Source organism: Neisseria dumasiana (assembly GCF_022870885.1).
Taxonomy (GTDB): domain Bacteria; phylum Pseudomonadota; class Gammaproteobacteria; order Burkholderiales; family Neisseriaceae; genus Neisseria; species Neisseria dumasiana.
The window spans coordinates 2491277-2505902 of sequence record NZ_CP091509.1; the positions used below are offsets into that span (position 1 = coordinate 2491277).

13 protein-coding genes and 1 pseudogene are annotated in these 14626 nt (G+C 51.6%); 6 read left to right on the plus strand and 8 right to left on the minus strand.

The features are described 5' to 3' along the window. Positions 1-283 precede the first annotated feature (283 nt). Together LVJ88_RS11540 and LVJ88_RS11545 are read left to right on the plus strand one after the other, a co-directional pair. The gene (locus LVJ88_RS11540; protein WP_085418195.1) at positions 284-892 is read left to right on the plus strand and encodes a class I SAM-dependent methyltransferase; all 609 of its coding nucleotides are present in this window, start codon (positions 284-286) and stop codon (positions 890-892) included. A gap of 315 nt (positions 893-1207) precedes the next feature. Then, positions 1208-3061 (plus strand): Pycsar system effector family protein, encoded by a 1854-nt coding sequence (locus tag LVJ88_RS11545; protein WP_085418194.1) that lies wholly within the window; start codon positions 1208-1210, stop codon positions 3059-3061. A gap of 83 nt (positions 3062-3144) precedes the next feature. On the opposite strand, the pseudogene LVJ88_RS11550 reads toward LVJ88_RS11545, so the two are convergent. After that, a pseudogene (locus LVJ88_RS11550) lies at positions 3145-3326 on the minus strand (lipoprotein signal peptidase). Positions 3327-3625: 299 nt separating this feature from the next. On the opposite strand from LVJ88_RS11550, the gene folD reads away from it, so the two are divergent. Then, positions 3626-4492, plus strand: coding sequence for a bifunctional methylenetetrahydrofolate dehydrogenase/methenyltetrahydrofolate cyclohydrolase FolD (folD, locus tag LVJ88_RS11555; RefSeq protein WP_054599844.1), 867 nt, complete (start codon positions 3626-3628; stop codon positions 4490-4492). A 136-nt stretch (positions 4493-4628) separates the two neighbouring features. On the opposite strand, the gene LVJ88_RS11560 is transcribed toward folD, so the two are convergent. Beyond that, complete coding sequence (locus tag LVJ88_RS11560) at positions 4629-5048, minus strand: META domain-containing protein (protein WP_082403008.1); 420 nt, start codon at positions 5046-5048, stop codon at positions 4629-4631. A 270-nt stretch (positions 5049-5318) separates the two neighbouring features. Between LVJ88_RS11560 and murU the strand changes: the two genes are divergently transcribed. The 3 genes from murU (at position 5319) to LVJ88_RS11575 (ending at position 9124) form a co-directional block, all read left to right on the plus strand. Then, positions 5319-6017 (plus strand): N-acetylmuramate alpha-1-phosphate uridylyltransferase MurU, encoded by a 699-nt coding sequence (gene murU, locus LVJ88_RS11565; protein ID WP_085355549.1) that lies wholly within the window; start codon positions 5319-5321, stop codon positions 6015-6017. Between the two features lie 176 nt (positions 6018-6193). Next, positions 6194-8098: a 1-deoxy-D-xylulose-5-phosphate synthase gene (gene dxs, locus LVJ88_RS11570; RefSeq protein ID WP_085418193.1), complete on the plus strand. Its 1905-nt coding sequence runs from the start codon at positions 6194-6196 to the stop codon at positions 8096-8098. A 246-nt stretch (positions 8099-8344) separates the two neighbouring features. Beyond that, positions 8345-9124 carry a ParA family protein gene (locus tag LVJ88_RS11575; protein ID WP_085418192.1) on the plus strand — a complete coding sequence of 260 codons (780 nt, stop codon included), beginning with the start codon at positions 8345-8347 and terminating at the stop codon, positions 9122-9124. Here the strand turns inward: LVJ88_RS11575 and LVJ88_RS11580 are convergent. From LVJ88_RS11580 to ftsA, 6 genes are all read right to left on the minus strand, one after another. Beyond that, entirely contained in the window at positions 9117-9332 is a 216-nt protein-coding gene (locus LVJ88_RS11580; RefSeq protein WP_096777389.1) for a signal peptidase, read from the minus strand. The two genes, LVJ88_RS11575 and LVJ88_RS11580, sit on opposite strands and share 8 nt — an antisense overlap. A gap of 116 nt (positions 9333-9448) precedes the next feature. Beyond that, the gene (gene ftsY / locus LVJ88_RS11585; RefSeq protein WP_085390588.1) at positions 9449-10819 is read right to left on the minus strand and encodes a signal recognition particle-docking protein FtsY; all 1371 of its coding nucleotides are present in this window, start codon (positions 10817-10819) and stop codon (positions 9449-9451) included. Positions 10820-11018: 199 nt separating this feature from the next. After that, positions 11019-11183: a lipoprotein signal peptidase gene (locus LVJ88_RS11590; protein WP_233127543.1), complete on the minus strand. Its 165-nt coding sequence runs from the start codon at positions 11181-11183 to the stop codon at positions 11019-11021. A gap of 3 nt (positions 11184-11186) precedes the next feature. Next, positions 11187-11690, minus strand: a complete 504-nt coding sequence (locus LVJ88_RS11595; RefSeq protein ID WP_054599838.1) for an isoprenylcysteine carboxyl methyltransferase family protein — start codon at positions 11688-11690, stop codon at positions 11187-11189. A gap of 382 nt (positions 11691-12072) precedes the next feature. After that, positions 12073-13245: a cell division protein FtsZ gene (gene ftsZ, locus LVJ88_RS11600; protein WP_085418191.1), complete on the minus strand. Its 1173-nt coding sequence runs from the start codon at positions 13243-13245 to the stop codon at positions 12073-12075. Positions 13246-13382: 137 nt separating this feature from the next. Then, complete coding sequence (gene ftsA, locus LVJ88_RS11605) at positions 13383-14618, minus strand: cell division protein FtsA (protein WP_054599836.1); 1236 nt, start codon at positions 14616-14618, stop codon at positions 13383-13385. Positions 14619-14626 lie beyond the last annotated feature (8 nt).

The window sequence follows — 14626 nt, forward strand, 5'->3', positions numbered from 1 at the left end:
AAACTTTTGCTGTTCCGAACCGGTGATGCCTTTTGTTTGATTAGCATTGTAGGGGGCGAAACTTAGGTTAAAATTAGCTGGATTTTAATTCTGGTAAAGATTTATACACTATTTGTATCCTACTGATTGCTTTAATTAATTTACCTGATTGTATTTACCTGAACAGGCCGTTTTCATGCCAAATGAAAGGCTGTTTTTTTCTATTTGTCTGTGTGGTCGGAACGGTGCGGAAACAGGCCGTCTGAAACAGCAGCAAACCGTTTTTATTTTTAGGAGAACATTTATGTCGCAATGGGATGAACGCTACCAAACCGAAGAATATGTATTCGGTACGGAGCCGAACGAATTTATCGCCCGCATCCGTGCTTATCTGCCTACGCAGGGCAACGCGTTGGATTTGGCCACCGGAGAAGGACGCAACGGCATCTTTCTCGCCCAACTGGGCCTGAAAACCGAAGGTGTCGATATGTCGGTGCGCGGTTTGGAAAAAGCGGAAAAACTGGCGCAACAAAAAGGGGTGGACTTCACCACCCGTATGGCAAACATTACCGAAATGGATATGCCGCCCGAACACTACGCCGTTATCACGTCGGTATTCTGCCATTTTTCCGAACCCGAGCGCACGCGCACCATGCAGCGAATTGTGCACGCTCTGCAACCCGGCGGCCTGTTTGCCGGCGTGTTCTACCATCCCGACCAAATTGCCTACGGCACCGGCGGCCCCAGCGACCCTGCGCTGTTGGGCACGCTGGAAGAAATGCAACAGGCTTTATCGGGCTTGGAATGGTTGGTTGCCGAACATTCCGTCCGCGAAATGAACGAAGGCAGCCGCCATCAAGGCATGAGTTCGGTTATCTGCCTGTTAGGCAAAAAACCTTCGTCCGGCCAATAAACCCCGCCGGCATCCGCAATACCCTATACAAACCCGACAAACCAATCTCCGGCCTTGTGCCGGAGATTTTTTACGGCAGAAGCTTTTGTACGAATATTTTCTTGAAAAATAAGTATGCCGGTATGAAACAATTACCTCTGATTATGGTCGTAATCTGTTGTAACAAACTATTTTGCCTGCGTTTTGTAAACAAATGTTATGCAAGATGCAATGTTGTAAATGTGATTGACCTTCATGATTTATGACTAAGATACTCCCGTCATTTTAGCTTTGACGCTACAACAAGAACATTAGCCGACACACTTAAGGTATGCCATGACAGAATACGACAACACCCGTTCCGAAAAACCGGCACAAAACGACGACTTAATCCATACCGACAACACCCCGAACGGGCAGCCCAACCACACCATCGATCACTTGGCTGCTCAGGAACCGGTTTTAATGTTGGAACATTTGGAAAATGAAAACCATACCGCGCCGACACAACCGGAAGATGCGTTATTAAACGAATCTGCCGATGAAGCCGCAGCGGCAAAAAAAGCAAAGAAAAAATTGCTGAAAGAGCAACGAAAAGCCAAAAAAGAACCGAAAGTTCAGCCCGAAGAAGAACCGGCATTGCAATTGGGAACGGCAAAAGGCGTGGAAACGATGTTCCGCAACGCCTTCCGTACCGAAATGGAACTACTGGCATTGGCGGCAACCAAAGCCAACATCATGATTTCATTAAATGGTTTCATCGTATCCGCCCTGATGATTTCCGGCGCATTCATTTTTTCAACTTCACCCGACTTTCTCGTGCCGGCCGGCATCTTTATGACAACAGCGGCGGCCTCTATCGTTTTTGCCTTATTGTCGGCCTCTCCCGAGCGCATGGGTAAAATGCGTGCCACCGTTGAATGGCTGAAAGACTTATTCAAACGCAAAGCGTCGCTGAAAGATTTCAAAACACGGGTATATGAACCTAAAGCCCACTTTGTGAACGAATCGCCCAATATCCTGATTTATGAAGACAGGGTCAAAATTTCCAAAGACCGCTACTGGGAAATGATGCAGGAGATTATGGCCAACCGCGAAGAAGTATATAAAAAAATGAGTGAAGAGCTATACTGGCTCGGCTCGTTGGCCAACAAGCAGTTCAAATACCTGAATATGTCGTATGCCGCTTTCCGCTGGGGCCTGCTTATCTCAGTGCTGGCTTTCATTACCATCAAAGCCCTGCCCAATGCCGTGCCGTCGATGCGTGCCGACAAAGCCGCCGCAGAACTGCGCAATTTAGGCATCAATTCATTCAAAGGCTTATACGAACCTTCGGCCGTACAGCAACTGCCCGACGGCCGCCTGCTGGTGGTGGAAGACGAACATTCGCGTGCGGCCAGCATCGTATCGTTTAAGCCGGACGGCACTTTAGACGAAAACGAATCGGTAGACAGCCGCATTGTCCGCGGCTTCAAACGTAAACTCAGCGATTTGGAGGGCCTGACTTTGGATAACGACGGCTATGTTTACGCCATTACTTCCCATTCCCGCAACAGAGAAGGCGTGCGCCGTCCCGACCGCGAACACTTTATCCGCTTCAAAATCCGCGGTAACGAAGTGGTTGAGTTGAGTTCGTTTAACGGTTTGGTGGACATACTCGAATCATCGGATCAAGTAGAACAGCTCATCCGCAGTAAAATCGGCACCATGTTGGATTTCAAAACCATCAATATCGAAGGTTTGGCTTACGACCCCAACAAAAACCGCCTGCTGCTGGGTTTCCGCGACCCCGAGTTCAGCGATAAATCGATGATTCTCTACATTGACAACCCTAAAGAAATGTTTGAGCAAAAAGCCAAACCCAACTTTGTCGATGTTGCCTTCTTGGATATTAAAGGCGGCGGTATCCGCTCGATAAACTATGATGCCGTATTGAAATCGTACATCCTGACCAACGAAGTAAAAGATGAACAAGGCAAGAAGTTTCCGCAGTTTTGGTTGTGGAACGGCGAGCCTACTTCCGAGGCCAAACCTATCGACTTGCCTAATATGAGCCACATGACCAACGTCGAAGCCGTGGATTCTGTTAAAGTAAACGGTCAAAACCGTTTGATCTTCATGAGCGACGACGGCGACGCCACCAAAAATATCGGCGGCAAATATATGATTGTCGAATACGATAAGTTTTAAGAGTTTGTTTAAAGTGCCGGCTTTGCTTCAAACAAACCGGCAAATAAAAACACTTGGCATTTCATTGCCAAGTGTTTTTTTATTCAAGTATCTACCCCGAGGCCGTCTGAAAATATAGTCAGAGACCTTTGCAAAACCCCCAGATGTGGATACAGTTCAAGGCGTAGCAGCACAGCGGTGCAGACATATCATTATAGATAGGCAAACGAGCGGGTAGCGCACAACGCAGAAATGCTCCACAGATGGGGGGTTGCAAAGGCCTCAGTTGTAGGAAATTCTAGCGTTGTTTACACTTTCCGTTTTTTGCATGCAGACCCATTTTGGGATTTTTGAGGGTTGTCAAGAATGCCGAAAGGCACGGCGAAGCCGCATCGTTCTTGAGAATACTCAAAAATCACGAAACCATCATTCCTGCAAAAAACAAAAGCTGTTTGGCATAAAAAGTGTAAATAACCCGACCTTTTCCAACACCTCAGTCAATCAACACATTCAGCGCACCAGATGAAAAGCGGATTCAAAAATGCGATAATCCGCACCTGTCCCCAATCCACCAAAGGAACCAACATGACCGCGCAGCTGATTAACGGCAAAGAGATCTCCCAACAGCGTTTAGAAATCCTCACGAAAAAAACGGCCGAACGCCAATCTGCCGGCTTGCGTGCCCCGTGTTTGGCCGTAGTTTTAGTGGGAGACGACCCCGCCAGCGCCGTGTATGTGCGCAACAAAAAAACGGCATGTGAAAAAGTCGGCTTCCGGTCGCTTTCCTACGAGCTTCCCAAAGAAACCACGCAAGAAACCTTGTTGAAATTGGTAGATGATTTAAATGCCGATCCCGAAGTCGACGGTATTTTGGTTCAGCTTCCCCTACCCGCGCAAATCAACAGCCAAGCCGTATTGGAACGCATTTTGCCGCACAAAGACGTAGACGGCTTCCACCCCTACAACGTCGGCCGTCTGGTTGTCAAAATGCCCCTGATGCGGCCGTGCACCCCCAAAGGCGTGATGACTTTGCTGGAAGCCTACGGCATAGACCCCAAAGGCAAAAAAGCCGTAGTGGTGGGTGCATCCAATATTGTCGGCCGGCCTCAGGCGCTCGAACTGCTATTGGCGCGTGCCACCGTAACCGTTTGCCACAGTGCCACACAGAATTTGGCCGAAGAAGTGGGCGCCGCAGACATTGTGGTTGTCGGGGTCGGCATACCGAATTTCGTTAAAGGCGAATGGATTAAACCGGGAGCGGTCGTGATTGATGTCGGCATCAACCGCTTGGAAAACGGCAAACTGTGCGGCGACGTGGAATTTGAGGCGGCCAAAGAACGTGCCGCCATGATTACTCCCGTGCCGGGCGGAGTCGGCCCGATGACCATCGCCACTTTGCTGGAAAATACTTTGCAGGCGGCAGAACTCCATGATGCGCCTGCCGCGCAATAAGAGCGGCATAGTCAATAAACTTTATTTCTGCTACTGCGTTGCCGCCTTGTATCAAAAATAAGTTTATTGGCTACAAACCTTATTCAGACGGCCTTTCCTATTCGGAAAGGCCGTTGCTGTTTCACTCTTCGGGCAGTTAATTTCCTTTAACCCTTTCGCCGCGCAAAAGCGTTTTTCCTTGCCGGTCGAACATCTCGATGTGTTGGCCGACAAAACGGTAACTCCGCACCAAAGGCAGAATGCGCGTCAGTTGCTGTTCCGTAGCGGCATCGGGGCAAGCCATTAACGTAGATGCGATACCGCCGAACTGCAATTTTTTGTCAGACGACGCAATATAACGGCCGAATACGCGGTTACAGTCGGTGCTGATGCTGAACGCCTTGTCTTTACCGTCCAACATCATCACCACTTCCGGGCGAACCGTTTGGCCCTCTGCTTCTTTAATCTGCCACGAGCCTTGCAAGGGCTGGGTATGGTTGCCTAAGGGCACCGCAACCGAAGTGGTGCATGCACCGATTAAAAACAACGGCAATATCAATCCGAATCGTTTCATCATTTACACCTTTCTATGCTATGCAGGGAAATTTGTATCTGTTTGTGCTCATTTGCTGCCACAGTCTATCGACTTCACTTTTATTACGGCGTTGCTGCGCCTTGAGCTGCATCCGCATCCGAGGGGTGGCAAAAGCCTCAGTTAATATGTTAACCAACATATTACCGAGATTTTCCTGCAAAACACATGACAAAAACTTAAAAAAACGTAAACCTTATTTTCAGACGGCCTTTGTTATACAATCCCAGCCGTTCAAACCGATACGGATTCAACATGAAAGCCATGATTTTAGCCGCCGGACGCGGAGAACGTATGCGCCCGCTCACCGATTCCTGCCCCAAACCCCTGCTCAAAGTAGGCGCAGAACCGCTCATCGGCTGGCATCTGCGGCGGCTGCACGCCGCAGGCATACGCGAAATCGTGATCAACCATGCTTGGCTGGGCAGCCAGATAGAAGATACGCTGGGCACGGGCGCGGCATACGGTGTAGAAATTGCCTATTCCGCCGAGGGGGAAACGGGTTTGGAAACCGCCGGCGGCATTGCTACGGCCCTACCTTTACTGGGCAGCGAACCTTTTTTGGTTATCAACGGCGACGTATTGACCGACATTGATTTTCAGACGGCCTTTAACGCCGCCCAAACCCTGCAACAGGAACAAAAGCTGGCACATTTATGGCTGGTGCCTAATCCGGCTCATAACCCGAAAGGCGATTTCGCGCTCAACGGCAACGGTGCTGTTCTTTCCGAAAGCAGCGAAGGCACGGCCTTAACCTTCAGCGGCATGGGCGTTTACCACCCGGATTTGTTCCGCAATACCCCGCCGCGCCAAGCCGCGAAACTTGCCCCCTTGCTGCGCCAAGCCATGAATGAAGGGCTGGTGTCGGGCGAGCGGCATAACGGCTTATGGCTGGATGTCGGCACGGTTGAGCGCTTGGCAGAAGCCGACCAACTCGCCCGCCATTGGGCATAAGGATTGATTCAGGCAAATACCCTTGCCGAAAACAGCCGAAACCCGCACCGCCGTGTTTCGGCTGTTTTCCTGCCGGTGAGTTTGCCGTTGCGCGCCCCATTTCCGTATCCCGCCACAAGAATCTCTTGTTATAATCAGCCGTTACCGTAGCAAACTCCATAGAAAAAGACCCTACCATGAGCCAAACCCCGTTACTCGACACCATCAATCTGCCGCAAGACCTGCGCCGTCTGAACAAAGACCAGCTGCCGAAAGTAGCAGCCGAATTACGCGCATTCCTGCTCGATTCTGTCGGCAAAACGGGCGGGCATTTCGCCAGCAACCTCGGCGCGGTCGAGCTAACCGTTGCCCTGCATTATGTGTACGACACGCCCAACGACAACTTGGTTTGGGATGTCGGCCATCAAAGCTATCCGCACAAAATCCTCACCGGCCGCAAAAACCGCATGGGTTCTATGCGCCAATACGGCGGTTTGGCAGGCTTTCCCAAGCGCGGCGAGTCGGAATACGACGCATTCGGTGTCGGCCATTCTTCCACGTCCATCGGCGCGGCACTCGGTATGGCGGTAGCCGACAAACTGGCGGGCAACGGCAAGCGCAGCGTGGCGGTAATCGGCGACGGCGCGATGACGGCGGGTCAGGCGTTTGAAGCCTTAAACTGTGCGGGCGATATGGATATCGACCTGTTGGTGATTCTCAACGACAACGAAATGTCGATTTCCCCCAATGTCGGCGCGCTGCCCAAATATCTGGCGCGCAACGTCGTGCGCGATATGCACGGCCTGCTCAGCACCATCAAAGCACAATCCACCAAAGTGCTCGACAAACTGCCCGGCGCGTTGGAAATCGCTCAAAAAGTCGAACACAAAATCAAAGCAATTGCCGGCGAAGCGGAGCACGCCAAGCAATCGCTGTCGTTATTTGAAAACTTCGGTTTCCATTACACCGGCCCCGTCGACGGCCACGACGTTGAAAATCTGGTGGAAGTGCTGCAAGACTTGCGCGCCAAAAAAGGCCCGCAGATTCTGCATGTGATCACCAAAAAAGGCCAAGGCTACAAGCTTGCCGAAAACGATCCGGTGAAATACCACGCCGTGTCCAACCTCGCCAAAGAGCCTGAAAAAGAACCTTACAAACCTGTGCCGCAACCCGCCGCCAAACCCACCTACACGCAGATTTTCGGCAAATGGCTGTGCGATCAGGCCGCCGCCGACCCGCGCTTGGTTGCCATCACGCCCGCCATGCGTGAAGGCAGCGGTTTGGTCGAATACGAACAAAAATTCCCTGAGCGTTATTTTGATGTCGGCATCGCCGAGCAGCACGCCGTTACCTTTGCCGGCGGCTTGGCTTGCGAAGGCGCGAAACCGGTGGTGGCGATTTATTCCACCTTTCTGCAACGTGCCTACGACCAACTCGTTCACGACATCGCCCTGCAAAACCTGCCCGTGATGTTTGCCGTTGACCGCGCCGGCATCGTGGGTGCAGACGGCCCCACCCACGCCGGTTTATATGATTTGAGCTTTTTGCGCTGCGTTCCGAATATGGTGATTGCCGCCCCGAGCGACGAAAACGAATGCCGCCTGCTGCTGTCCACCTGTTACCAACTCGATGCGCCGACCGCCGTGCGTTACCCGCGCGGTTCGGGTATCGGCGCAACGGTTTCAGACGGCCTCGATACCGTGCCCGTCGGCAAAGGCGTTGTCAGACGCGAAGGCAGCACAACCGCCGTTTTCGCTTTCGGCAGCATGGTTCAGCCCGCACTGGAGGCGGCCGAAACGCTGGATGCAACCGTGGCCGATATGCGCTTCGTGAAACCGCTGGACGAAGCATTGATACTCAAACTGGCACAGTCGCACGATTATCTGGTGAGCGTCGAAGAAAACGCCGAGCAAGGCGGCGCGGGCAGCGCGGTGCTGGAAGTGCTGGCCAAGCATAACATCTACAAACCCGTGCTGGTATTGGGCGTAGCCGACACCGTTACCGAACACGGCGACCCGAAAAAACTGCTCGACGACTTGGGCTTGAGCACAGCGGGCGTATTGCAACGCATTCAAAAATGGCAGGCAGACTTAAGCCGTTGAAACTGCCGTCCAAACCCTAATCACAATCAGACCTTTGAAAAATCCCCAGATGTGGATGCAGTTCAAGGTGTAGCAGCGCACAACGCAGAAATGCGCCGCAGATAGGGTTTTGCAAAGGTCTCACCATATCCGCTTGCCCATATAGAGAAGGCCGTCTGAAACCTGTTTTTCAGACGGCCTTCATACCATTCGGGCGCAAATAACGGTACAATTCACCCCAATTCAAATATCACACGGGTTTCACAGATGGGTGCAAATATTATCGCCGTGGCCAACCAAAAAGGCGGTGTCGGCAAAACCACCACCGTGGTTAATCTGGCCGCCTCGCTGGCAGCCGAAAAAAAACGCGTATTGGTGATCGACTTAGACCCCCAAGGCAATGCCACCACCGGTAGCGGCATCGACAAAGGCAATATTCAAAACGGCATCTACCAAGTGCTGTTGGGCGATTCCGACATTAAAAACGCCTTAATGCACAGCGAATCCGGCGGCTACGACGTACTCGCCGCCAACCGCACGCTGGCAGGCGCCGAAGTCGAGCTGGTACAAGAACTCGCCCGCGAAATGCGCTTGAAAAACGCGCTGGCCGATGTTGCCGACGACTACGATTTCGTGTTGATAGACTGCCCGCCTACCCTCACCCTGCTCACCCTCAACGGCTTGGTAGCCGCCAACGGCGTGATTGTGCCGATGGTGTGCGAATACTACGCGCTCGAAGGCATTTCCGATTTAGTCGCCACCGTGCGCAAAATCCGCCAAGCCATCAACCCGCGCTTGGACATTATTGGCATCGTCCGCACCCTTTACGACAGCCGCAGCCGCCTTTCTCAAGAAGTATCCGAACAGCTTCAGGCACATTTCGGCCCGCAACTGTTCAACACCACCATCCCCCGCAACGTGCGCCTCGCCGAAGCCCCCAGCCACGGCATGCCCGCGCTGGCTTACGATGCCAAAGCCAAAGGCACGCTGGCCTATCAGGAATTGGCTCAAGAGCTGTTGCAACGGGTGGGAGCTGCGGTTAAATAAAAAGCCTGCACCAGGTAAAATCAGACTGAGACCTTTGCAAAACCTCCAGATGTGGATGCAGTTCAAGGCGTAGCAGCGCAGCGAGCGCAGACATATCATGAAGATAGGCAAGCGAGCGAGCAGCACACAACGCAGAAATGCGCCGCAGATGGGGGTTTTGCAAAGGTCTCAGACTTTCTATCCGACCTGAATAAAGCAAACGAAACAGCTTTTCTGCTGACGGATTAAGCGATACTCAGTGAACAACCCCCTACCGCCACCATACAATCGAGGCCGTCTGAAAACTTATTTTCAGACGGCCTCGATTGTTGTTTCTCAAACTAATCAGTCAAACAAAGCATCCACAAACGCCCGCGCATCAAACGGGCGCAAGTCGTCAATGCTCTCGCCCACGCCGATATAGCGGACGGGAATCGGGCGGTTGGAAGCCAGCGCAGCCAGAATGCCGCCTTTGGCCGTACCGTCGAGTTTGGTAACAATCAGGCCGGTAACATCGAGCGCATCATCAAACGCCACCACCTGATTAATGGCGTTTTGACCGATATTGGCATCCAACACCACAATAATTTCATGCGGCGCGTCGGGCATGGATTTTTGCAGCACGCGCTTCACTTTTTTGATTTCTTCCATCAAATGCAGTTGGGTAGGCAGGCGGCCTGCGGTGTCGGCCAACACGATGTCGATACCGCGCGCTTTGGCAGCTTCGACGGCATCGAAGCAGACGGCGGCGGAATCGCCCGTGCTTTGCGAAATCACGGTAACGCCGTTGCGTGCACCCCATTCCTGCAACTGCTCGCGGGCGGCGGCGCGGAAAGTATCGCCCGCCGCCAGCAATACCGACTTGCCTTGCGATTGGAAATATTTGGCCAGTTTGCCGATAGAAGTGGTTTTACCCGCACCGTTGATGCCGGCCAGCATAATCACAAACGGCTGCCCGTTGTCGGGAATCACCAGCGGTTTCTGCAACGGCTTGATTAAATCGTAAATCGCATCTTTCAAGGCACCGCGCAGCTCGTTGCCGTCTTTCAAACCGCGCAACGATACACGTTTGCGCACGTCTTTCATCAGATATTCGGTGGCTTCCATGCCCATATCGCTGGTAATCAGCACGGTTTCCAGCTCTTCATACAGGTCTTCGTCGATCTGGCCGCCGCCGAATACGCCGGCCAGCGATTTGGCCATTTGGTCGCGCGATTTGGTAAGGCCTTTTTTCAAACGCGCCGCCCAACCGAGCTTGGCAGGTTCGTCTTCCTCCGTCACAGGCTTGGTAGGCGCGTCGGCAGCGGCAACCACCGGCGCAGTCATCGTGGCGATGCTGTCGGGCAGTCTCAAAGCATCGGCCAATTCGCTGCTGTTGAGTTCGGCCGCCTCTTCCACCGGTGCGGCATCGCCTTCGGGTATCGGCGAAACGTGGATTTTGGCTACCGGCGCATTCGGATCATATTGTTCGGGCAATTCGCTGCTGCCGGAAACCACGCCCGACACCAACTGGTCGAGCACGCTGCTTTCTTCATGTTCTTCTACCGCTTCAAGCTGGGTTTCGGTCAGCGGTTCGAGGGTTTCAGGCGTGGAGATTTCAAGGGCGGACGGCTCGTCCGCGATTTCGGCACCCGTTTCCGATACCGGCTTTTGCACAGGTTCGGCAACGGTTTCGGCAGTTTCCTGTTTTTTCTTGCGTTTAAAGAAGCTGAACATGGCTTTCCTTGTTTGAAAAAGTGGTTTCAGACCTGAATTGTAACGTATTTTCAGAGAATGCCAATCCGCCCAAGCAGAGAAACACGTCGGCGGAAAATAAGTTATATCGGCAACTGTAAATTTATTATCAATATTTTAGCTGAAACAAATGCCATTCTGAAAAAATAGCCTGCTAAAAAAGCCGTCTGAACATAAGTTTTCAGACGGCCTGAGACCTTTGCAAAACCCTCAGATGTGGATGCAGTTCAAGGCGTAGCAGCACAGCGAGTGCAGACATATCATATAGATAGGCAAACGAGCGAGCAGCGCACAACGCAGAAATGCGCCGCAGATGGGGGTTTTGCAAAGGTCTCGGCCTAAACAGCGTTTACCACAAATGGCGCATCGCTTCATGCTCTTGGCGGATACGGATAGAGAGAATAACCATATACACCGGCAAGCCGACCATCATGGTTGTCCAAGCATGACAAAGCAAGCCCACACCGATCAACTCGGGAATAATGTTTAAAAAATAATTGGGATGGCGCACATAGCGGAACAACCACGACCTGTTGATTTTATGTTGCGGATGGATATAGATTTTCAGCGTCCAAATTTCACCCAACGCACGAATAACGTAAAACAGCACAACCAAGGCAAACGCCGTCAATGCCGTACCTGCTGCGGAAATACCGTCAAAAACCGCTTCTCGGATATGCGATTCGGCAAGTGCCGAAAAATAATAGATGATATGTGCCGCAGCCAGCAGCTTGGAATTTTTCTCGCCAAACTGCTTGGCACCCGCCGCAATCAAGCGTTTTTCGTTTTGAACAGAAATAGAAAGAGAAACTAAACGGATAGCAAAAATAAGAGCAAAAACAGCTGTAATCATATAGAAAAGGTTTCCTAATACAAATGAACAAAGTGCCTGCAAAGCTTTTCAGACGGCCTCGGTATCTTTCCGCCTGAAGCCGTTTGCCTAAAGCCATGATAGTCAATCAACTTAAAAATAGTACATACGTCATATTCGGGCTTGACCCGAGTATCGCCTAAATTTGCTGAAACTCAAGATAATCGCGTCAAGCCGAGTATGACGGTTTTGTTATTAAGTAAGTTGATTGATTCTAGACGAACGGAAAAGCCTTTTTCTTACAACTGCGCATCTATAAAAGTTACCGCATAAGGGCAACGCATTGATTCAAAAAACATACGACCGTCTGAAACAATATGTTTCAGACGGTCGTATCGCTGATTCTTAATCAGAACAACAAATCTTAATCTGCTTGGCGACGCAGAATGGCTGGAATTTCAAAATCATCCAATACAGATTGATTTGAAAAATCAGAAGCAGTCAGGTTCATGCTGCGGGTATTGCGGCCGGAACGGATTAAGCCGTCGATATTGGAGAAACCGTCGTCCGTGCCGGTAGCCTGCTGGGTTTTCACCATACGCAGATTATTGTTGGAACCCAACACATTGTTTTCTTTCAAACCGGTTGCGATGATGGTTACACGGATGGCATCTTCTTCCATGTTTTCATCTTCGGCCGTACCGTATTTACGCTCTGCTTCGGGATGGGCATATTCGTCCACCACTTTCATGATTTCGCGGTATTCCGACATTTTCAGGCACCCCGGAGCGGTGGTAATGTTTACCAACACGCCGCGCGCACCATCCAAAGTCACATCATCCAAGAGCGGGCTGGAAATAGCTTGTTCGGTAGCCAAGCGTGCACGGTCGATGCCTTGGGCAAAGCCTGAACCCATCATCGCCATGCCCATAATGCTCATCACGTTTTTCACGTCGGCGAAGTCCAAGTTGATGAAACCGGGGCGGGTAACTACTTCGGAAATACCGGCAACGGCATCGCGCAACACATTGTCGGCAGCGCGGAATGCTTCACGCACGGTGATGTCTTCGCCCAATGCAGTCATCAGTTTGTCGTTAGGAATCACGATTAATGAATCCACTTGGCTTTTCAGGTGATCCAAGCCTTCTTGGGCGATGTGAACGCGTTTACCTTCGTGGCCGAACGGACGGGTCACAACAGCCACAGTCAAAATGCCTTGCTCTTTAGCAATTTCAGCAACAACAGGAGCAGCACCAGTACCGGTACCGCCGCCCATACCGGTGGTAATGAACAGCATATTGGCACCGCGGATGGCATCTGCAATGGCTTCACGGTCTTCTTGGGCTGCGGCGCGGCCGATTTCAGGGTTGGCACCCGCACCCAAACCGCGGGTTAAATTGGTACCCAACTGGATACGTTTGCCGGCATTGCTTTTGCCTAAAGATTGGGCGTCGGTATTCGCGCTAATAAATTCAACACCTTGAACGGTATTCAAAATCATGTTGTTGATAGCGTTGCAACCGCCGCCGCCGATGCCGATAACTTTAATGACCGCAGGGCTTGCAGCTGATTCTACTACGTCGTAAACCAATTCCATGTAACACTCCTTTGCGCCCTGCGTCAGGACGGATAAAACGGGATAAAAAATGGGAATAAATATACGCTAATTATATAAGAAGCATGATGCGGCTGGCAAAAGCCTTCTTATATTCTTATTATATTTTTACGTTTGTTTTAAAAGTTGTTTTTAAGCCAGTCGCGGAATTTCACCCACAAGCTGTCTTTGTGCTCTCTTACTACGACCGCGCCGGAAACGGGGCTGCCGTACACTTCGCCGCGGGCCGCCTGAAGCAAGCCGATGGCGGTAGCATAACGGGGATTGCGGATACGTTCGGAAACGCCGCCCATTTCTTGCGGCACACCGATACGCGCAGGCAGGTTGAATACGTCTTCCGCCAAATCCACAATGCCGGTAAGCAGTGATGCGCCGCCCGTCAATACGATGCCCGAAGTCAGCACTTCTTCGGGGAAACCCGAACGGCGCAACTCGTTAAGCGTCAGCTCCAAAATTTCTTCCACGCGCGGGCCGATAACGCTGGCCAATACGCGGCGGGAAATTTGGCGCGGCTGGCGGTCGCCTACGCTGGGCACTTCGATCATTTCATCCAAACCGTCCATGGTCGCAATGGCTACGCCGTGGTGGATTTTGATGTATTCGGCAGCGTTGTGCGGGGTGCGCAGGGCTTGTGCCAAATCTTTGGTAATCAAATCGCCGGCAACCGGAATCACGGCGGTATGGCGGATGGCACCGTTGGTATAAACGGCAATATCGGTAGTACCGCCGCCGATATCGATTACGCATACGCCCAAATCTTTTTCGTCTTCGGTTAAGACGGCCTGCCCGCTGGCCAAAGGCTGCAACATAATCTGATCCATGTGCAGGCCGCAGCGGTTAACACATTTTTGGATGTTTTGCAGGGCGGTAATGGCTCCGGTAATGATGTGTACGCGCGTATCCAAACGAACGCCGCTCATGCCGATGGGTTCTTTCACGCCGGGTTGGTTGTCAATAATATACTCTTGGACAACGGTATGCAGTATATTGTGGTCAGGCGGAATATTAACGGCTTTAGCGGTTTCAATAGCACGGTCGATATCGGCTTGCGACACTTCGCCGTCTTTGATTTTAACCACGCCTTGCGAATTGAGGCTGCGGATATGGTTGCCTGCGATGCCGGTGGTTACGCTGTCTACTTTACAGTCTGCCATCAACTCGGCTTCGTTCATGGCCTGTTTAATGGCTTGGGCAGTGGCATCGATATTGGTCACCATACCGGCTTTCAGACCGCGCGACGGTGCCTGACCCAAGCCGATAATGTGGATTTCATTGTCTTCCTGTATTTCGCCGATTAATGCGATAACTTTAGAAGTACCGATATCCAATGCGCTGATATATTTGCCTTTTACCATGATGTCCC

Excerpts from the sequence above, each read along its gene's own strand:
- LVJ88_RS11540 (WP_085418195.1), top strand. The coding sequence starts at position 284 with ATGTCGCAATGGGATGAACGCTACCAAACCGAAGAATATGTATTCGGT.
- LVJ88_RS11545 (WP_085418194.1), top strand. The coding sequence starts at position 1,208 with ATGACAGAATACGACAACACCCGTTCCGAAAAACCGGCACAAAACGAC.
- folD (WP_054599844.1), top strand. The coding sequence starts at position 3,626 with ATGACCGCGCAGCTGATTAACGGCAAAGAGATCTCCCAACAGCGTTTA.
- LVJ88_RS11560 (WP_082403008.1), bottom strand. The coding sequence starts at position 5,048 with ATGATGAAACGATTCGGATTGATATTGCCGTTGTTTTTAATCGGTGCA.
- murU (WP_085355549.1), top strand. The coding sequence starts at position 5,319 with ATGAAAGCCATGATTTTAGCCGCCGGACGCGGAGAACGTATGCGCCCG.
- dxs (WP_085418193.1), top strand. The coding sequence starts at position 6,194 with ATGAGCCAAACCCCGTTACTCGACACCATCAATCTGCCGCAAGACCTG.
- LVJ88_RS11575 (WP_085418192.1), top strand. The coding sequence starts at position 8,345 with ATGGGTGCAAATATTATCGCCGTGGCCAACCAAAAAGGCGGTGTCGGC.
- ftsY (WP_085390588.1), bottom strand. The coding sequence starts at position 10,819 with ATGTTCAGCTTCTTTAAACGCAAGAAAAAACAGGAAACTGCCGAAACC.
- LVJ88_RS11595 (WP_054599838.1), bottom strand. The coding sequence starts at position 11,690 with ATGATTACAGCTGTTTTTGCTCTTATTTTTGCTATCCGTTTAGTTTCT.
- ftsZ (WP_085418191.1), bottom strand. The coding sequence starts at position 13,245 with ATGGAATTGGTTTACGACGTAGTAGAATCAGCTGCAAGCCCTGCGGTC.
- ftsA (WP_054599836.1), bottom strand. The coding sequence starts at position 14,618 with ATGGTAAAAGGCAAATATATCAGCGCATTGGATATCGGTACTTCTAAA.